The organism is Streptosporangium sp. NPDC000239 (assembly GCF_040300765.1).
Lineage (GTDB): Bacteria > Actinomycetota > Actinomycetes > Streptosporangiales > Streptosporangiaceae > Streptosporangium.
In genome coordinates, this window is record NZ_JBEPEI010000014.1 from 52,171 (window position 1) to 70,171 (window position 18,001).

Consider the following 18,001-nt stretch of genomic DNA (forward strand, 5'->3'; position numbering starts at 1 on the left):
GGCGGGTGGGATGACGTTCCACCGCCCGCCGTACCGGCCTCAGGAGCGCAGTAACCTGCGCAGTCCGGTGGGACGATCCAGCGCGGCGCCCTGACCAGTCCGTACGATTCGAGCGGCCTGGACCAGCCGGGATGCCCTCGCCAACTGCCCGACCCGAGCGGCCTGCAGAGCGCGGGCGACGGCGATGGCCTGAATGCTCGGCGGCACCACCGGAGACACCTGGGCTGCCAGCTTGCGATCCAGCTCCTCGGCGGACTCGGCCCGCACCAACAGCACCTTCCCGGGGTACGGCCTGCCGGACAGGGCGCTCCGGTAGGCGCTCCACAGGCCGGACCGCGAGCTGTGGAAGACGAGCCAGCCTGGATGAGCCGTCTGCACGGAGTTACAGGCTCGATCTGAAAACTCAGAAACTTGACGAGGAGCCCAGGCCGGGAGCATCATGCCGCCCTCCCACCCGGCGAACGCCGTCCCCCAGCGAACGCCGACTCCTCACCGAGCGCCCCACCCCTCCTACGGGAAGCCCCGCCACGAACCGGCGCCGGGGAAGACTTCGACGTGGAAGCTGCGAGCCGCATCGCCCGGATCATCTCCGCCTCCCGCATCCGCTCCTCCAACCCCTCACCCGTAACGTCCTCGACGATCACCGGACGCGGCCCGTCCCAGACAGCCATCGCGTAGAAGCACCGTCGTCCCAGGCTGTAGAGCACCGCCCAGTCGGCCCACACCTGATCGATCCGCTCGGCCTCAGCCCGCGCAGGCCCGTCCCACACCCGCCGATACACCGGCGCGTACGGCAGGCCGTCACGATGCCGCCCGGTCACGAAACCACCCCCGCAACAGCGTCGCGAGCCTTCTCCTCCTGCGCGGCCACGGCCTCCTGGACCTGCTCGAAGGTGTCGGCGTCCACGGTCGGCTCGGCCCCAGCGCGCAATGCCGTACGCGGGAACGCCCGATTGCGGATCGCCCAGAACCGTCCGGCGTCGCTGATGATCAACCGCCACCCCGGGATCGACTGAACGGGTCTGGCGTTCTCCATGGGTCTCACTCCTTTGTGATCAGTCATGAGCGCCGGGTGGTCGGCGCGCATCAGGAAGCGACCTCTCGAAGCACGAACATGATGCGGTCGGCTGCCTCAGCGGGATTGACGACCGGTCCGATGAGCCCGCCCCATGCCCACTGGAAGGTTCCGTCCTGGCACACGACCTCGTCGTGCATCTCCGCCTCGGCGGGGTTGTTCACGCGCAGAACCGGCTGCTTCGCGGTGCCGAGGATGTCGGCGGCCCACGAGTGGCCGATGAGTTCGGCGCGCAGTCGCTCAAGCTGGAAGGCGGCGTCAGTGACCGCGTCGATCCCCATGGACACGGACCGTAGTCGCGTGGGAACAGTCGGAGTTCACAGATGTGAACTCCGACGGGATTGGCCGGATGCGGTCAGTGAGGGAGGCCCATACGAGCGGCCATGCCCCGCACTTCCCGCCCCTGAGAAGTCGACAGCGGACGTCCGAGCAGATGAAGCACCGTCTCCTGCACGACAGGGTTGTTACGAATGATCTGCGGGGCGATGTGCTCAGCCTTCTTCAGCTCGGTGACCGCACCGGGAAGCTCACCTTTCAGATGAGCGAACGCCCGCCCACGGTCGGCGTGGAAGACCGCACGCCGCTCCATGTTCGGCATCGGCCCGAGCACCACCTCGGACGAGACCGCGACGGCCTGACCGTAGTCACCGCGCTCCATGGCGATGGCGATGTCCCACAGCGCCACATTGGTCGGACCAAACGTGCCGAACGCGTTCTGACGCTCGCCCAGCCGTACCGCCACACTCCGCGCCTCGGCCAAATGATCCGCGGCCAGGCAGGACCTGCTGATGGCCGCGGCCGACAGCGCCGCCGTCAGGTGCAGCATGCCGTACAGCTCGCCCGCGTCCCTCGACCCGATGTGCGGCTCAAGGCGGTCGGCAGCGGTCGAGGCGATCCGCAACGGCCGGCCCCAGTCGCCCTTCGGCATGGCTCTCGCCCGCAGATACGCGGCATAGGCGGTCGTCAGGGGCTCATCCAGCAGCGTCGCCGCCTCATTCGCCCGAGCCGCCGCGAGATAGGCCAGGTCCTGATGACCGAGCGACTTCAGAGTCGTCACCCCGGTCTCGTGGCACGCCTCGATCAGCAGCCGCAGTGCGCGGCGGCGGTTCGCCTCACCGCCTGTGGCCGCGTGCCAGTGCAACTCGTCGATGACGGGAGCCACGAGTTGCGCACGGCTCACGTAGTCCGCGGAATCCCGCATATCGGCTATCTCACGAAAAAGGACGGTGTGCAGGACGTCGAGAGGACGCGCCTGATCCGTGGCCGGGTCGTTGAGGGTGTTACCGGTCAGGGCCGCGCGCACGATGGGCACCACCCTGTGCGGGCCGGACTGCTCGGGGTCCCTGCCAAGATGTGGAGCGCCCACGAGTTCGGTCTCCGAGACCCGAAGGGCCGAAGCCAGTGCGGCGATATGGGACCGGCGATCGAGAATCCGCTGCCCACGCTCGGCCATCGACAGGAAACTCTTGCTCAGCCCGGCTTGTCCGGCGAGCTGTTCCAGGCTCATCCTCCGCCAACGGCGCAGCGCCCTCAGCCGGGCTCCGATGGTGGCTTGATCGTGCATACGCCCAGCACCTCCGGGAGTGTCAACACCTCCCTCAGGCTACGACGCACACCCTTCATCACGGGGCGACAACGCCTTCCCGACCAGGGGAACCGTGACACGGACTCTCAGGAGAGGTCACACCCTGGGTAACCCGTTCAGAGGGGCGACTGGCTTCAACATCCTCATCGTGGACGGTGCCACCTGCGTGGTCCAGCCGTACCTCCCACAGGCGCGCGGTGTCGACTCCCCTACGATTGTGATCAACGACAACACCGCCGCCGACGGGTTGTTCCCCGTCTTCGATCGGGTGTTCACCTCGCTGTGGGAGCGGAGCCTGCCGGTATGACCCTTGACGTCCGTACGATTCTGCCCATCGCCGAGCAGGCCGTGACCATCGCCGCCGACATCGTCAGAACTCGCCTTCCCGGGGCCGTCACTGCCAAAGGCGACCGCGACATGGCCACCGAGGTCGACTACGCCGTGGAACATGCCGTGCGTGACTTCCTCACCCGGGAAACCCCGGAGATCGCCTTCCTCGGGGAGGAAGAGGGCGGTCCAGCCGGGGAAGAGGGGCAGGTGTGGGCGCTCGATCCGGTGGACGGCACCGCCAACCTCCTGCACGGCATCCCCCTGTGCGGCGTCTCCCTCGGCCTGATCGACAACGACACCTCCATCCTCGGAGTGATCGACCTGCCCTTCCTCGGCTCCCGCTACAGCGCCGCCCACCACCGCGGCGCCCACCTCAACGGCCACCCCATCCACTGCGGCCGAACCGACGACCTGACCGAGGCGATCGTGGGCATCGGCGACTACGCCGTAGGACAGGCCGCCGACGCGAGGAACCGGCTGCGCCTGGCCGTCACCGGGGAGCTGGCCGCCCGGGTGCAGCGGGTCCGGATGTTCGGCTCGGCCGCCGTCGATCTGGCCTGGGTCGCCGAGGGACGGATCGACGCGGCGATCATGTTGAGCAACAAGCCATGGGATACCGCCGCAGGCGTGCTCATCGCCCGCGAGGCCGGGGCTGTGGTCGTCGATCTGGACGGCACTCCGCACACCGTCAACGCCCAGGCCACCATCGCCACCACCCCGGCGATCCTCACTGATCTACTTGATCTCATTGCCAAAGCGGACAAGAGCACCTTCGGGGAAGATCATTCTCGTCCCGCACTCACGAATCCTCCGGAGTTGCCCCAGTGACGAGCAACACCACACGACAGGACGGAGCCGCCGAACGACTCCGCGCCGCCCGTGCCTACATGCGACGTGCGGGTTCCACACCCGCGCTCTTCACGGCCTGGCTGTACGCGGTCGAAGCGGAATGTGAGACACGATGCGGCAAGCACCGGGAAGCACTACGCGTCATCACCAAGGCAGAAGACGCTCTGGCCGACGCTGACGAAACCCCGCTGCCGGAGTGGTTCGACTGGTTCTCACCGATCCGTCTGGCCTCCTTCAAAGGCAACACCCAGCTCAAAGCAGGTCACCTGCCCCAGGCCCGCCAGACCCTTCTTCACGTTCTGGACGAACTGCCCGACGAGGCCAGGAAACAGCGCACCGTCGTCCTGGGTGAAGTGGCGCACCACCCTCATCGCGCTTCAGCGTTGAGCGTCTCTATCCCGCCCAGCAGGTCGGCCAGGGAGTCAAGGCGCAGGCTGGGGAGCCGGGCGGCCTCCGGGTCGGCCTGCTGGATGGTCCCCCACGGGCCGCGCCTGACCAGCGCGGTCCTCATCCCCGCCGCCACCGCCGGGCGGATGTCGTTGTCCAGGCGATCCCCCACATACAGAATCTCCCCGGCCTCGAACGGCACCACCTCAGCCAGCCGCGTGAAGAACAACGGGTCAGGCTTGGCCGCCCCCCAGTCGTCGGAGGTGCCGATCAGGTCCACGTCCTTGTCGAACAGCTCCCGCAGGATGCGCCCGGCCCGCACGGTCTGGTTACCGGCGATCCCCAGCCACAGACCGGCCTCCCGCAACGCCGCCAGCGCGGGCCGTACATCCGGGTAGAGATCCTCCTCGCCGAAGGTCTCCGCCCGGCCCGCCGCCGCACGAACCTCCCGCTCCTTGTCCAGGTCGAACCCTGGACGAAACACCTGGAAGGTCTCCCGGTAGTCACGCCCCTGAGCGATCACCGCACCGAACACGGCACTGAAGGTATGCCGGGGAACACCGAGCCAGTCCGCCCAGGTGCCGTACTCACGGCTCTCATCCACCAGGCACTCACCGACGTCGAACACCACCGCGCGAATCATGCCCGCAGCCTACGACGCCCCTTCCCGCACAAGCGGACATGAAGACGACAGGAAGCACACCCCCGGGAAGGCCCCTCACAGTTCCTTGAGGATTCGCTCCAGGATCATCGGGGTCGCGTTCGGTTGTTCGGCTTCTATGTCGAGGCTGTTCATGACGTGCCAGTACTTCTCGGTCTCCGAGGGTTTGTCCAGGTAGAGGGCACCGGCGAGTTGTTCGAGGTAGACCACGTCGGGCAGTTCCCCCTCGGGGAAGCGCAGGATCGTGATGGGGCCCGCCGCGCAGGCGTGTCCCCCCATGTGGAACGGCATGATCTGCAAGGTGACGTGGGGCAGTGCGGACAGGCGGATGAGGTGCTCGATCTGGGCGCGCATCGTCACGGAGCCGCCGATGAGACGGCGTAGCGCGGCCTCGTCGATCACCATCCACAGCTTCGGGGGGTTCCTCCGGATCAGCAGCTCCTGACGCCGCAGCCGCAGGGCCACCCGTCGTTCGGCCTCCAGGGGGCTGACGTCGCGACGGCCGAGCTGGACGACGGCCCGCGCGTAGCCCTCGGTCTGCAACAGGCCGGGGACGAACTGGACCTCGTAGCTGCGGATGACGCTCGCGGCCTGTTCGAGGCCGAGGAAGGCCTCGAACCAGTCGGGCACCACGTCGTGGTAGTCCTGCCACCACCCCGGCACGTTCGCCTGCTCGGCCAGCGAGAGCAGCGTCGCGCGCTCGGCCTCGTCCGCCACGCCGTACAGGGTGAGGAGGTCGGCCACGTCACGCCGTTTGAAGCTGGTACGGCCGAGCTCCAGCCTGCTGATCTTGGAGTGCGAGGCCCGGATGTACTCCCCGGCCTCCTCGCGGGTGACGCCCCTGGCCTCGCGCAGCCGGCGCAGCTGCGCGCCGACCAGCATCCGCGCCACCGTTGGTCCCGTCCGCCGGTAGTCAGGCGTGAGGTTCTCCTCCGACGAGGTCATGCTCGTCCGAACAGTACGCACGCTCGCTCCCTATTCAGGATGTACGGCCGGGTCCAAGCTTTACATGCCGGACAGGTCCGGCACAGGGGGATGAATCCATGGAACCAAGTGTTCATTATCATCCTAATGATCATGACGGAGGCGTCATGACACGGGAGCAGGGAGAGCTTGTGGACGACAGGACGGGTTTCTCCGAGGCCACCAGGCTGAACCCCGGGGTCGCGCACAACGCCAGGGTCTGGAACTACTGGCTTGGCGGTAAGGACCACTACCCGGCGGACCGTGAGGTCGGCGAACGGGTCTTCGGCATGTTCCCGAACATCGTGCACGTCGCCCGCGCCGACCGTGCCTTCCTCGGCCGTGTGGTCAGCCACCTCGCCGGGCAGGCGGGCGTCAGGCAGTTCCTCGACGTCGGGACCGGCCTGCCGACCGTGGACAACACCCACGAGGTCGCCCAGCGCCTCGCCCCCGAGTCGCGGATCGTCTACGTCGACAACGACCCCCTCGTGCTGGTGCACGCCCGCGCCCTGCTGACGAGCACGCCCGAGGGTGCGACCGACTACATCGACGCCGACGCCCGCGACACCGCGAAGATCCTGCGCGAGGCCGCCAGGACACTGGACCTCGACCGGCCCGTCGCGGTCATGCTGCTGGGCATCCTGAACTTCATCCTCGACACCGACGAGGCGCTGGCCATCGTGCGCGGGCTGATGGCGGCGGTGCCCTCGGGCAGCTACCTGGTGCTCACCCACCCGACCCTGGAACTGGGCGGGGAGGCGAACGTCGAGGCGATGCGGTTCTGGAACGAGCACGCCACGCCCCCGATCACCGCCCGCAGCGGCGAGGAGATCGCCCGCTTCTTCGACGGCCTCGACATCCTCGACCCCGGCCTGGTCTCGTGCTCCCTGTGGCGCCCCGACCTCCCCGAGATCGGTGCGGTCCCCACCCGGATCTCCCAGTACGGTGCCCTCGCCAGAAAGCCCTGACCGTCAGAGGGCGAGGAGGTCGGTGACGGTCACCGGGTTGAGGCGGCGGCGGGCCAGGCCCCTGAGGATGTGGGGCATCGCCTCCGCCGTACCGGGGTGGCCCAGGTGCAGGCTGACGATCGAGCCCGGCCGTACGGTGTCCAGGACGTTGGCCGTGACGGTCGCGACTCCGGGGTCGTTGTGGTCGTCGGAGTCCACGTCGTAGGACAGGCAGGTCCGGTAGCCGACGCGGGCCGCGAGTTCGCGGACCATGGGTGTGGCGTGGTGGGCTCTCGACGGCCTGAAGTAGGAGCCGATCGTCCCGGTGAGGCGGCGCAGCCTGGCGGCGCACCGGGCGATCTCGTCGTAGGCCTCGCGCTCCCCCATCGAGGAGATGTCCAGGTGGTGCTCGGTGTGGTTGCCCAGGTCGTGGCCACCGGCCAGGACGCGCCGGGCCATCCGGGGATACCGCGCGAGCCAGTCGCCGACCGCGAGGACCGTCAGGTGGGCGCCGTGCCGTTCGGCCTCGGACAGGACGCGTTCGGCCAGGTCGGCCGGTCCGGCGCCGTGGAAGGTCAGCGCGACCCTCGGCCGGTCCCGGGGACCGTTGCTCACCTCGCGGGCCGTGCGCCCGGCACCGGACCGCCTCCTGGCGGACATGCGCTTCCGGGTGGCCGGGGTGGCGGCGGGACCGGGGGCGGGGGCGGGATGGATGCCCAGGGCCTGCCACGGGTCCGGTACGGCCTGCCCGGGACCGTGGGCGGTCTGCCAGGGGCCTGGGGCGGGGCTCTGAAGATCCGGAGGATCGGAGGCGGGCCGCCACGATCTCCGGACGGGGTGCTGGAGATCCGAGGCGGCCTGCCCGGGAGCGGTGGGCCGCCAGGGGCCCGGGGCGGGGTGCCGGTCGTCGGGGAAAGGTTGCCAGGGTTCTTGAACGGCCTGGCGAGGGCCCACAGCGGGGCTCGCAGAAGGCCCCACGGCGAGGCCCGGAGCGGCCGGGACGGAGAGGGGCCGGGGGGTCGGCACCAGGGAGGTCTCCCCGGGGACCGTCCTCGGAACCGCCTCGGGGACCATCTCGGGAGCCGCGCCCGGCCCCTTCCTGCCCGGGGAGCAGGAGACCACGCCGCCGAGGGCGGCGACGAGCCCGAGGCCCAGGACCAGGCGCCGCCCGACCACGGCCTCCCCGTTCACCGGAAGATCCCGGTGTGGCCGAGCGAGTAGCGTCCCGGCTGGGGGTAGACGGCCAGGCCGTGCGGTCCGGCGCCGACGGGGATCTTGCGGATGAGACGGCCGTCGGCGGTGTCGAGGACGTAGACGACCCCGTCGTACCTGCCGGACAGCCACAGGCGGCGCCCGTCGGCGGACAGGCCGCCCATGTCCGGTGAGCCGCCGCCGGGGATGCGCCAGGTGGCGACCGGTTCGTGGCGGGCGAAGGAGATGACCGAGACCGACCCCTCACCCCGGTTGGACACGTACAGCAGCTTCGAGTCACGACTGACGTAGAGGCCGTGGGCTCCCTCTCCGGTCCTGACGAAGCGTCTCACCCGGAAGTCCTTCGCGCCGACGAGCCACACCCCGTTCCTGGACATGTCGGCGACGTAGAAGGTGGTGCCGTCGGGGGACAACTTGACGTCCTGCGGCATGCTTCCCCGAACCCCGGCCATCCCATGTCCCCTGGACGCCACGTGGCCCACGGGCGCCTGCCCATCCGGCATCACGTGGCCACCTGGCATCACGTGCCCAGCCCGCACATGCCCCCCGGACATCGCATGTCCTCCGGACACCGCATGTTCACCCGGCGCGTGCTCCCCGGTCCTCACCTGCCCCCCGGGCACCCGCCCATCCGGCATCACGTGGCCACCCGGCCTCGCGTGCCCAACCCGCGCATGTCCACCGACCGTCGCGTGCCCTCCGGACGTCGTGTGGCCGTCGGCCGTGGCGTGCCGTACGCCGTCGGTGTCCGGGTGGCCGTGGGGCACCTTCGTCTGGGTCAGGTCGACGACGGCGCGGACCTTCCTGGCGGCCACGTCCACGGCCACCAACTGGCCGGAGAACTCGCAGCTGGCCAGGAAGACCGTCTCGTCGGCGGTGAAGTCGCCGTGGTTGACGCCCCGGCAGGGCATCGGCAGCGAGTACCGCAGCCGCATGGTGCGCGGGTTGCGGAAGTCGAGGCGGTTGTTGCGTTCGGCCATCACCAGGGCGGTGCGGCCGTCCGGGGTGAAGTACAGGTTGTAGGGGTCGTCGACGGGGATGGACCTGCCCGGTCTGCCGGTCTTCGGGTCGATCGGGGTGAGCGTGTTGCCGTCGTTGTTGTTGACCCACAGCGTCTTGAGGTCCCACGAGGGGACGACGTGCTGTGGTCGTCCGTGGACGGGGAACTCGCGGATCACCCGGTAGGTCCTCGGGTCGATCACGCTGACGGTGTCGCTCTCGCTGTTGGGCACGTAGACCCGCGGCGGGAAGTCCCTCACGGCCGGGCTGAGCATCCCCGGCCGGTCGTGGGCGTAGACGTCCGGCGTCTTCGGCTCCGCCCTCGCCGGGATCCGCCCGTGCGGAGACCCGGCGGGCTCGGCGGGGCCGGCCGGTACGGCGGGGCCGCTCCCGCATCCCGGCACGCACGCGAGCGCGATGACCAGGGCCGTACCGGCGCGAAGCCGCCCTCGTCCGTCTTCCAGCCGTCTCATGACCGCCCCCGTCGCCCTGGTTCCAACGAGGGCCCGTCCCGCGGAACACCTGGGCGACTCCCCGCGGAACAGGCCCAGGGAAGACGCTAGGAACCCCTCGGTCAGGAAAGGGTCATGCCGTGGTCATCGGTGGCCCGCCTTTTCCCGCTCCCGGGCGCACGACGGCCACCCAGGTCAGGAAATGTCAGCTCTCGAAGGGAGGTACGGCGCGCAGCCCGGCGAGGGCGAGGCCGACGGCCCTTCTGCACCCCTGGAGCACCTCCTCGGCGGGGCCGCCCTGCTTCAGGCCCATGGAGATCGCGAGTTTGGCGGTCCCGACCACGGAGCCGACGGCGGCGCACGCCTCGACGGCGTCGAGTTCGCCGGGGAAGGCGTCCTGGAGGGCCTCGACCATCTGGTGCTGGACGTCGAACATCAGCAGCAGCGCCTGCGCCCTGAGTGAGGGGACGCTCATGACCAGGCGGTTGATCTCGGTGATCTCCCAGCCCATCTCGGCGTCCTCGGCCAGGGTTTCGAAGATCGTCTCCACGGCGCGGGCCAGCAGGTCGGCGGGGCCCTCGTCAGGGCGGCGTTCGGCGAACGTCCGCAGCAGGCGGTCGAGGCTCTCCCTGGCGTCGCACAGGACCACCTCCTCCTTGCTCGCGAAGTAGCTGAAGAACGTCCGTGTCGAGACGTCGGCGGCCATGGCGATCTCGGAGATGGTCGTCTGCTCGTAGCCCTTCTCCAGGAAGAGGCGTAGGGCCCCGGAGATCAGAGCATGTCTGGTACGGAGTTTCTTGCGTTCGCGCAGCCCGGGGACCTCACCCATGGGCGAATCTTAGTGCATGGAATTATGTTATGCACTTATTGCAAACTTACACCACATGTACTTTTATGGGAGATGACAAACGATCTCCTCCCACGCCACCGCACGGGCCACACATACTGGAGGATCCGATGAAAATCCACACCGACACGCAACGGTGCGTGGGCGCGGGCATGTGCGCGCTCACGGTGCCCGAGGTGTTCGACCAGAGCGAGGACGACGGCACCGTCGTCCTTCTCGACGCCGAGCCCCCGGCCGCCCAGCGAGCCGCGGTCCAGCGGGCCGAGCGGCTGTGCCCTTCGGGAGCCATCTCGGTGCTTCTCGACGACTGACCGCCTGGCTCCCCGTCCCGGCCGCGTGACCCGCGAAAGTCCGGCCGGGACGGGAAGATCATCAGAGGTGGTAGGCGTACTCGCGGAACTCCCAGTCGGTGACGGTCCTGGAGAAGCGCTGCACCTCGTCACGCTTGTAGGCCAGGTACGCCGCGGCGAACTCCTTGCCCAGCACCTCGGTCAGCTCCGCGTCGGCCTCGAAGGCGTCCAGCGCGGCGGGCAGCGTCATCGGCAGCACCGGCGCCTTGGTCGCGTCGTAGCCGTAGCCCTCAAGCGGGGCCGGGGGCGTGATCCGGTCGCGGATGCCGAGGTAGACGGCGGCCAGCAGTCCCGCGATGCCCAGGTAGGGGTTGGCCGAGGCGTCGCCGAGCCGTACCTCGATGCGACTGCCCGCGCCGCGCTCCGGCGGGATGCGCAGCATGGCGCTGCGGTTGTCCAGCCCCCAGTCGTTGAGCCAGGGCGCCAGGGTGTCGGGGCCGAAGCGCTTGTAGGAGTTGATCGTGGGGTTGAGCAGCGCGGCCAGGGCCGGGGCGTGGGCGAGCACGCCGCCGATGGCGTGCAGCGCGGTGACGGAGAGGCCGTGCTCGGCGTCCTGGTCGCCGGGCTGGGCGGCGAAGACGTTGCGGCCCTCGGCGTCCACACATGACAGGTGGACGTGGAAGCCCGAGCCGCCCTCGTCGTCGAAGGGCTTGGCCATGAAGGTGGCCATCAGGCCGTCGTGCCGGGCCAGTTCCTTGATCGCGCCCTTGAAGCGGAAGGCGCGGTCGGCGGCGTCGAGGGCCTCGGAGTGGTGCAGGTTGATCTCGAACTGGCCGCCGGAGAACTCGTGGTTGCCCATGGTGACGCCGATGTCGAGCTTGCGCAGGGTGCGCAGCGTGCGCAGGACGTGGGACAGGCGGTCCCCCTTGCGCCCGGTGACGTAGACGTTGCCCAGGGCGTCGTCGTAGCGTCGCCACCCGCTGGACGAGCCGGGCGTGGGGTCGGGTTCGAGCAGGTAGTACTCAAGCTCGGGACCGGCCAGGGCGGTCAGGCCGAGGTCGGCCAGGCGGGCGACGGCCGCGCGCAGCACCTGGCGGGGGGATTCGAGGAAGGGATCGCCGGTCGCCGGGTCGTAGGCGTCGCCGAGGACGTGGGCGACGCCGGGCTCCCAGGGCAGCTCGACCAGGGTGCCCAGGTCGGGGCGGATGGAGACGTCGGGCAGGCCCCGGTCCAGACCCCCGGGGACGGGGACGGTGTCCCCCTGGGGTGAGGTGTAGTAGACGGCCTGACAGAAGGCGACACCGCTGTGGACGACGTCGGGCAGGCGTTCCAGCAGGACGTCCTTGCCGCGCTCGGTGCCGATCAGATCGGGGTAGCCGACCCGGACGACGTCGATGCCCTGTTCGCTCAGGCGCTCGACCGTCCGTTCTGCGGACTCCGCGCTCACTGCGTCCCCCTTGGTTCGTCCCAGGATTTCGTTTGGATGCAAAACATACGCCTCGAACAGCCGGGGAACAAGGCTCCAGCCAGGAAGGCGGCCGTTCCCATCGTGACATCTCGCAGTTCAAGGCATATCGTATGGCCCCAAACAGTCCAAGACGTTCCCTAGGCAAGGAGACATCGTGGCCACGGTGCGCGGCTTCTTCACTCCCAAGACGGCGACCGGCCGCTCCTCGCTGGTCCCGGCTCCGCCGTGGTACTACTCCGGTGATCTGCTCACCGTCGAGTATCGCACCGACCCCGCCAGGGTGGCCGAGCTGCTGCCCGAGCCCCTGACCCTCGCCGACGAGGACCCCGGCGCGGTCGCGATCATCTGGGCCGACTGGCAGTCCTGCTCGGGAAGCAAGGAGGAACTCCTCGACCCGGTGCGCTCGCAGTACAAGGAGTGCTTCGTCGTGGTGCGCTGCGCCTTCGAGGGGCGCACCTTCTCCCGCTGCGTCTACATCTGGGTGGACAAGGACTTCGCGATCGCCCGCGGCATGCACCAGGGCTACCCCAAGAAGCTCGGCTCGATCCACCAGACCCGCCCCTACCCGTACGGCCAGGCCGCGCCCCGCATCGGCGAGGGCGGCACGTTCGGCGCCACCCTGGCCGCCGCCGACCGCCGTCTGGCCCAGGCCGTCGTACGGCTGAACGAGCCCAGCGAGACCAACGGCTTCGTCAACGGCCACCCGATGGCCCACAACCGCTGGCTGCCCTCCATCGAGCCGGGTGGCGGCCTGGCCCTCGACGAGCTGATCTCCAGCGCCGGGCAGTCCTTCGAGGGCGGCCAGGCCTGGAAGGGCGACGCCGAGATCGAGCTGTTCGACGCCCCGACCGAGGAGCTGTCCGCGCTGCGCGTCGAGGAGGTCATCGGCGGCTACTACCGGCAGGTCGGCGTCGTCTGGAACGGCGGCACCCTGCTGCAGGCGGGTGGCTCCGGAGCCGAGTGACCTTCCGGATATGACAGGACCCGTACGGTGCAACCCCGTACGGGTCCTGTCATATCCGGCGCCAGTCCGTTGACGTGCGCGGCGAACATCCGCTGGGATGGAAAGGAGAGCGCTCCCCTGACCGGCGGAGGGAGTGACGCCGTCGAAAATGGCGTGAGGATCTGTTCTTCCCGGCCGGCCACCACCCGCCGTACGACATCGAGGAGTTCGCGTGCCCGCGTACTATTCATTGACGGAGACCGAGGAAGCGGTCAGCCGCCGCCTCGGGAGCATCCCGATCAGACGCGAGGCACTGGCCGCCGTCTCCAATCTGCACCGTGCGGCGACCGCCGTACGACAGCACCTGGAGAACTCCGCCCTGCGCGTGGCCGACCTGACCTGGAGCGCGTTCGTCGTGCTGTGGGTGGTGTGGATATGGGAGGAGATCGAGACCCGGCACGTCGCCGCCGAGGCCGGTATCTCCAAGGGCACGCTGACCGGCATCATCAAGACCCTTGAGTCCCGTGGCCTGGCCGTACGCAGCCAGCATCCCGACGACGGCAGGCTGGCCCTGCTGCGGCTGACCCCCGAGGGGGTCTCCCTGATGGAGCGGCTCTTCCCCGCCTTCAACGACGAGGAGGCGTTCGTGGTCACCGACCTCGACGCCGAGGAGGCCGTGACCCTGGCGGAGTCCCTGCGCCGGATCGTCACCCATCTTGAGGAGCACGGCGAGGAGCGTCGCGCGAAGCTCCGCAAGGAGAACCCGGCTCCGCCGCGTCGCGGTGGCCGCCGCCGCGCCGAGTAGCCCCTTCGCTCCGCCTCGGGCGGGGTCCCACTCGTTCTCCGGGTGGGACCCCGCCTTTTTGCGCTTTCCGGCCTGAAGGACAAAACCCGGTTGATATGGCCCTATTTGCCACTCCGGGACGATTGCCCCTGGCCTTTCTCTCGGGGAGTTAACGGAAGACCATCGCGGCTTTCCGTTAACCACCCCATCGGAAACCCCTACTACAAACCATTGACAAAACACCACACCGGGTGCGCGACCTCGCGTTTCTCAAGGAAATAGCATGCATTGCTTTATTACCTAAAAGGAGAACCGTGATAAAAGAGACATTGTTCGCCAAAGCTATCCTGCGTTCTCGTCGCTCGGTGTGGCTGTCCGTGGGAGCGGTGACCTGCGCGCTCATGATGGCCCTCCCGACCTCGGCGAGCGCGGCCGGCACGACCGGCGCCCCCAGGGCCGGCAAGATCGCCAAGATCACCAAGACGGCCCACGTCGACAGGATGGGCAAGGTGGCCAGGAGGGCCAAGACGGCCAGGGGGCCCGTGCTCCGGCACCGCGCACGGGCGGCCGCCGACCAGAAGAGGGCCCGGCTGGTCGTCCACCACCGCACGGTGTTGCGCGAGACACCCCGGGTCCTGCGGATCAGGCAGGCCGACCCCGAGGCCACCGTCAACGCGGGCCAGACCGGTATCTACACGCTGAGCGTGACCAACAACGGCCCCTCGGTCGCCACCAACGTCGTGGTCACCGACACCCTGGACCCCAGGCTTGAGATCGTCCCCCCGCTGCCCGAGGGATGCACGGCCGAGGGTCAGGTCGTCACGTGTACGGTCGCCTCGCTCGCCGTCGGCGCGACGCAGACCTGGGACATCACGGTCAGGGTCCGGCCCGACACGCCGGTCGGGACCGTCATTCCCAACGTCGCCGACGTCGACTCCGACAACTCGACGCCGGAGACCAGTAACAACGCCAACATCAACGTCGCCGCCGAGTCCGACCTGTCGATCACCAAGACGGCCGGCACGCTGAACTCCGGTGGTACCGGCACCTACACCATCAAGGTCACGAACAACGGGCCGTCGGACGACACCGGAGTCGTCGTCACCGACACCCTGCCCGCCGGTCTGACGTTCGTCTCCAGCACACCGTCCGGTTGCACCGCCGCGGGACAGGTGGTGACCTGCCCGGTCGGCACCCTGCCCGCCGGAGAAAGCACGGACATCGTGCTGAACGTCAACGTCGACGCCACCGTGACCGGAACGGTCAGCAACACCGCCAGTGTCACCGGTGACAACCCCGACCCCGACACCGACAACAACACCGTCACGATCGACACGCCGACCAACGCCGTGGCCGATCTGACGATCACCAAGTCCGTGCGGGCCGGATAACCCCGCTTCCCGTAGCGCTCGCCGTCCGCCCAGGCGGACGGCGAGCCCGACGGACCGAACGGACGCAGAAGCGGCCACGACATGGCTCAGGCGGCTCCCTTGTCGGGAGCCGCCTGCTGTGTGTCTCAGGACGGTTCTAGGACGGTTTCACGGCGGTTTCAGGGCAGGGCTCAACCGGTCCGGCGGGCCGTCCACCGTACGGCGGAGCCCGCGACGACCAGCAGCCCGGCCAGGCCGAGCAGCCAGGCGGGGAAGCCGGTGAACGGCAGTTCCTCCCGGGGCACCGGCGCCGGTCCGGCGACGAGCGGCGGCTTCTCGAAGAGGGGCGGCCTCCTGACGTGCGGCGGCCTCTTGACGTGCCGAGGCCTCCTGACGTGCGGAGGCCGGTTCGTCACCGTGATCTCCGCGCGCCCGAGGTTGTTGTCGAGACGCGACTCGGGGGTCACGCCCGACACCTTCGCGACGTTGCGCAGCCGGTAACCGTCCGGTGTGTCCGGAGAGACCAGCCCCCGCCACTCGACGGTGACCGCCTCCTCCGGACCCAACCTCCCCAACCGGCAGGTCAGCACCCGGTCCCGGTAACCGCAGGAGTCGGGGCTGACCGAGAGGAACGTCAGCCGGTCGTCGAGCGGGTCACGTACGACGACCTCGCGCGCGACCGCGGGTCCCACGTTCCTGATGGTCATGGCGAAGACCACCTCATGACCGGCGCGCACGGTTTCTTCCGCTTCGGCCGGTCCCTGGATGCAGGCCAGAGACAACAAAGCCATTGGCCATACGGCGTTCGATCTCTTCACTCATAAGCCGATCAAGTCGCTGAACAGGGAAAACTCCACGAGTTATACACCCGGTCACAGTCTGTCGGCATCGTGCCACACCCAGGGCAGACCAGTTCGTCAGACAGCGCGGACGATCAGCTCACCGGGCTGACCGACTTGGTGATGGACAGGTCGACCCCCGCCGCGGCGCATCCGGCGGGCAGGACGGCGGGGTCGGGCGGGGGCACCACGGCCCTGACCACGTTGGTCACCGTGCCCGTCACCACGTCGAAGATCTGGTTTCCCGTCTGCGAGGTGTCGTAGAAGACGATCTGCGGACTACCGGCAGCGCGGCCCGCCACCACGGTGAGGCCGGTGAAGCGGTAGCTCCCCGCGCCCGTCATCTGCCCGGTCACGGCGATGGTGAAGTCACTGCCACTGGTCACGCCGGTCGCGGTGCTGGTGTAGGTCCCTGAGATGTACAGACCCATCCTGTTCGCGGTACCGCCGGTGGCCAGGACGATGCCCTCGTTGGTGGTCGAGCCCTCGGACTCGTAGCCGAACCGGAAGTCGGCTATGCACCTGTTGTAGAGGGTCCCCGAGGTGGTGGCCGAGCCGATGACCGTGATGGTCCCGGTGTTCGTCGTGGTCGAGCCGTTCTGGAAGGCGCCGACCGTGGTGTCGCCGACGTTGGTGAACGAGCTCTGCTCGGCCAGCGTCAGCGAGCCCACCAGGTCGATCGTGCCCTCGTTGGTCAGGCTCGCCGTACCGAACAGCGTCTGTGATCCGGTGCCCTGCCAGGTGGCCCCCTTGTGGTTGATCAGCATCGAGTTCGCGCCGGCCTGGATGATGCCGCCCACCGAGACCGTGCCCTCGTTCTCCAGCAGGAAGCCGTTGCTCAGCGCCTGGAGCGTCTGTACGTCGAGTTCGCCCCGCACGTAGATCGACCCGACCGGGGCGACGCCGAAGGAGGTCACCGTCCACTTCGCCCCGGGGGCCAGGCAGGCGACGCCACCGCCGGTCACCATCGCCGAGAGGCTGTTGTAGGTCCCCGCCTGGAAGAGCACGACCATGCCCGCGGAGATCGGTGGCACGGGGCTCCCGCTGGTGAGGGTAACGGTGGGATTCGCACACGCCGTGTCGTAGTCAGCCGCGTAGGCCCTGGGAACAAATCCCACAATAGTGGCCATAGCCACGCAAGCCCCTGCAATCACAATACTCACGCACTTCACCATGCATGCTTTATCGGCATCGTTATGCGGTTGTAACCACCTTCATCCGATCAATGCAGCAAACGCCTGGGACAAGGGTGAATGAAATAGGAACAATCACCCTTAATTTCGGGAGGCGGTCACCAGGGCGTCGAAGAGGCACTGGTTGGCCGGGTCCTTCGCCGCGGTGTCCTCCGGGTGCCACTGCACCCCGAGGAACCACCCGGCCGCGTCGGGCAGCTCGGCCGCCTCGACCGTGCCGTCCACGGCGTGCGCCACCGCCACCAGGCCCTCACCCAGCCCGGAGGCGCACTGGTGGTGGTAGCACGAGGCGCTGATCCGGCTCTCCCCGGTGATCCCGGCCAGCAGCGAGCCCGGCCGTACGGTCACCGGGTGCACCATGTGACGGTGGTCGGCCTCCATGTGCTGCCGGAGCCTGCCGCCCCGCAGCACGTTGACCACCTGCAGCCCCCGGCAGATCGCCAGCGTCGGCAGGCCGGTCGTCAGCGCGTACTCGGCGGCGGCCAGGTCGAAGGCGTCCTGCTCGGCGTCCACGTCGTAGACCGTCTCGTGCGCCACGGCCTCGCCGTACGACTGCGGGGCCAGGTCGCCGCCGCCGGGCAGCAGCAGTCCGTCGGCCACCGCGAGCCGCTCGGCCGCCCGCTCGGCGTCGACCGGGTGCATGAGGAACGGCTCCCCGCCCGCCCGGTACACCGCGTCGGCCAGCGCCCGGGCGGTGACCACGGCCTCGTACCGCAGGGCGGAGGTGGTGGCGGCGAAACGCGACGGGATCGCGATGAGCGGACGTCGAGACATCCCGGACTCCTTCAAAGGTTCATTTGAAGCCAA

The 18,001-nt window shown here is 68.9% G+C and carries 22 protein-coding genes; 7 read left to right on the top strand and 15 right to left on the bottom strand.

Annotation, left to right across the window (positions count from 1 at the left end; genetic code table 11):
* Positions 1 to 39: 39 nt before the first annotated feature.
* The 5 genes from ABT340_RS28865 to ABT340_RS28885 all read right to left on the bottom strand — a co-directional run bounded on the left by ABT340_RS28865 (position 40) and on the right by ABT340_RS28885 (position 2,639).
* The gene (locus ABT340_RS28865; protein ID WP_352013989.1) at positions 40 to 378 is read right to left on the bottom strand and encodes a hypothetical protein; all 339 of its coding nucleotides are present in this window, start codon (positions 376 to 378) and stop codon (positions 40 to 42) included.
* A gap of 59 nt (positions 379 to 437) precedes the next feature.
* A complete protein-coding gene (locus tag ABT340_RS28870; protein ID WP_352013990.1) occupies positions 438 to 821 on the bottom strand; it encodes a hypothetical protein in 384 nt (127 codons plus the stop codon).
* The gene (locus tag ABT340_RS28875; RefSeq protein WP_352013991.1) at positions 818 to 1,036 is read right to left on the bottom strand and encodes a hypothetical protein; all 219 of its coding nucleotides are present in this window, start codon (positions 1,034 to 1,036) and stop codon (positions 818 to 820) included. Before ABT340_RS28875 ends, ABT340_RS28870 begins: the two co-directional genes overlap by 4 nt.
* Before the next feature lie 50 nt (positions 1,037 to 1,086).
* Entirely contained in the window at positions 1,087 to 1,356 is a 270-nt protein-coding gene (locus ABT340_RS28880) for a hypothetical protein (protein WP_352013992.1), read from the bottom strand.
* Positions 1,357 to 1,430: 74 nt separating this feature from the next.
* Positions 1,431 to 2,639: a transcriptional regulator gene (locus ABT340_RS28885; protein WP_352013993.1), complete on the bottom strand. Its 1,209-nt coding sequence runs from the start codon at positions 2,637 to 2,639 to the stop codon at positions 1,431 to 1,433.
* A gap of 169 nt (positions 2,640 to 2,808) precedes the next feature.
* Here ABT340_RS28885 and ABT340_RS28890 point away from each other — a divergent pair, with 169 nt between their 5' ends.
* Both ABT340_RS28890 and ABT340_RS28895 read left to right on the top strand, forming a co-directional pair.
* Positions 2,809 to 2,967 (top strand): DUF5919 domain-containing protein, encoded by a 159-nt coding sequence (locus ABT340_RS28890; RefSeq protein WP_352013994.1) that lies wholly within the window; start codon positions 2,809 to 2,811, stop codon positions 2,965 to 2,967.
* Positions 2,964 to 3,818, top strand: a complete 855-nt coding sequence (locus ABT340_RS28895; RefSeq protein ID WP_352013995.1) for an inositol monophosphatase family protein — start codon at positions 2,964 to 2,966, stop codon at positions 3,816 to 3,818. The genes ABT340_RS28890 and ABT340_RS28895 overlap by 4 nt, the downstream gene beginning before the upstream one ends.
* A gap of 233 nt (positions 3,819 to 4,051) precedes the next feature.
* On the opposite strand, the gene ABT340_RS28900 is transcribed toward ABT340_RS28895, so the two are convergent.
* From ABT340_RS28900 to ABT340_RS28910, 3 genes are all read right to left on the bottom strand, one after another.
* A complete protein-coding gene (locus tag ABT340_RS28900) occupies positions 4,052 to 4,210 on the bottom strand; it encodes a hypothetical protein (protein ID WP_352013996.1) in 159 nt (52 codons plus the stop codon).
* The gene (locus ABT340_RS28905) at positions 4,207 to 4,869 is read right to left on the bottom strand and encodes an HAD family hydrolase (RefSeq protein ID WP_352013997.1); all 663 of its coding nucleotides are present in this window, start codon (positions 4,867 to 4,869) and stop codon (positions 4,207 to 4,209) included. Before ABT340_RS28905 ends, ABT340_RS28900 begins: the two co-directional genes overlap by 4 nt.
* A gap of 75 nt (positions 4,870 to 4,944) precedes the next feature.
* Positions 4,945 to 5,832, bottom strand: a complete 888-nt coding sequence (locus ABT340_RS28910) for a Sco1979 family transcriptional regulator (RefSeq protein WP_352014151.1) — start codon at positions 5,830 to 5,832, stop codon at positions 4,945 to 4,947.
* A 146-nt stretch (positions 5,833 to 5,978) separates the two neighbouring features.
* On the opposite strand from ABT340_RS28910, the gene ABT340_RS28915 reads away from it, so the two are divergent.
* Positions 5,979 to 6,818 (top strand): SAM-dependent methyltransferase, encoded by an 840-nt coding sequence (locus ABT340_RS28915; protein ID WP_352013998.1) that lies wholly within the window; start codon positions 5,979 to 5,981, stop codon positions 6,816 to 6,818.
* Positions 6,819 to 6,821: 3 nt separating this feature from the next.
* Here ABT340_RS28915 and ABT340_RS28920 read toward each other — a convergent pair whose 3' ends face one another.
* The 3 genes from ABT340_RS28920 to ABT340_RS28930 all read right to left on the bottom strand — a co-directional run bounded on the left by ABT340_RS28920 (position 6,822) and on the right by ABT340_RS28930 (position 10,289).
* Positions 6,822 to 7,988 (bottom strand): polysaccharide deacetylase family protein, encoded by a 1,167-nt coding sequence (locus tag ABT340_RS28920; protein ID WP_352013999.1) that lies wholly within the window; start codon positions 7,986 to 7,988, stop codon positions 6,822 to 6,824.
* Positions 7,985 to 9,481 (bottom strand): YncE family protein, encoded by a 1,497-nt coding sequence (locus tag ABT340_RS28925; RefSeq protein ID WP_352014000.1) that lies wholly within the window; start codon positions 9,479 to 9,481, stop codon positions 7,985 to 7,987. The genes ABT340_RS28920 and ABT340_RS28925 overlap by 4 nt, the downstream gene beginning before the upstream one ends.
* A gap of 184 nt (positions 9,482 to 9,665) precedes the next feature.
* Entirely contained in the window at positions 9,666 to 10,289 is a 624-nt protein-coding gene (locus ABT340_RS28930) for a TetR/AcrR family transcriptional regulator (RefSeq protein ID WP_352014001.1), read from the bottom strand.
* A 128-nt stretch (positions 10,290 to 10,417) separates the two neighbouring features.
* Between ABT340_RS28930 and ABT340_RS28935 the strand changes: the two genes are divergently transcribed.
* A complete protein-coding gene (locus tag ABT340_RS28935) occupies positions 10,418 to 10,618 on the top strand; it encodes a ferredoxin (protein ID WP_352014002.1) in 201 nt (66 codons plus the stop codon).
* Between the two features lie 61 nt (positions 10,619 to 10,679).
* On the opposite strand, the gene ABT340_RS28940 is transcribed toward ABT340_RS28935, so the two are convergent.
* Positions 10,680 to 12,044: a glutamine synthetase family protein gene (locus ABT340_RS28940; RefSeq protein ID WP_352014003.1), complete on the bottom strand. Its 1,365-nt coding sequence runs from the start codon at positions 12,042 to 12,044 to the stop codon at positions 10,680 to 10,682.
* Positions 12,045 to 12,219: 175 nt separating this feature from the next.
* Between ABT340_RS28940 and ABT340_RS28945 the strand changes: the two genes are divergently transcribed.
* The 3 genes from ABT340_RS28945 to ABT340_RS28955 all read left to right on the top strand — a co-directional run bounded on the left by ABT340_RS28945 (position 12,220) and on the right by ABT340_RS28955 (position 15,183).
* Positions 12,220 to 13,029, top strand: a complete 810-nt coding sequence (locus ABT340_RS28945) for an acetoacetate decarboxylase family protein (RefSeq protein ID WP_352014004.1) — start codon at positions 12,220 to 12,222, stop codon at positions 13,027 to 13,029.
* Positions 13,030 to 13,240: 211 nt separating this feature from the next.
* Positions 13,241 to 13,813, top strand: coding sequence for a MarR family winged helix-turn-helix transcriptional regulator (locus ABT340_RS28950; protein ID WP_352014005.1), 573 nt, complete (start codon positions 13,241 to 13,243; stop codon positions 13,811 to 13,813).
* Positions 13,814 to 14,157: 344 nt separating this feature from the next.
* Positions 14,158 to 15,183, top strand: a complete 1,026-nt coding sequence (locus ABT340_RS28955) for a DUF11 domain-containing protein (RefSeq protein ID WP_352014006.1) — start codon at positions 14,158 to 14,160, stop codon at positions 15,181 to 15,183.
* A 170-nt stretch (positions 15,184 to 15,353) separates the two neighbouring features.
* Here the strand turns inward: ABT340_RS28955 and ABT340_RS28960 are convergent, their stop codons facing one another.
* The 3 genes from ABT340_RS28960 to ABT340_RS28970 all read right to left on the bottom strand — a co-directional run bounded on the left by ABT340_RS28960 (position 15,354) and on the right by ABT340_RS28970 (position 17,968).
* The gene (locus ABT340_RS28960; RefSeq protein WP_352014007.1) at positions 15,354 to 15,899 is read right to left on the bottom strand and encodes a DUF11 domain-containing protein; all 546 of its coding nucleotides are present in this window, start codon (positions 15,897 to 15,899) and stop codon (positions 15,354 to 15,356) included.
* A 197-nt stretch (positions 15,900 to 16,096) separates the two neighbouring features.
* Positions 16,097 to 17,035 (bottom strand): hypothetical protein, encoded by a 939-nt coding sequence (locus ABT340_RS28965; protein ID WP_352014008.1) that lies wholly within the window; start codon positions 17,033 to 17,035, stop codon positions 16,097 to 16,099.
* A 240-nt stretch (positions 17,036 to 17,275) separates the two neighbouring features.
* Positions 17,276 to 17,968, bottom strand: coding sequence for a gamma-glutamyl-gamma-aminobutyrate hydrolase family protein (locus ABT340_RS28970; RefSeq protein ID WP_352014009.1), 693 nt, complete (start codon positions 17,966 to 17,968; stop codon positions 17,276 to 17,278).
* Positions 17,969 to 18,001: the final 33 nt, after the last annotated feature.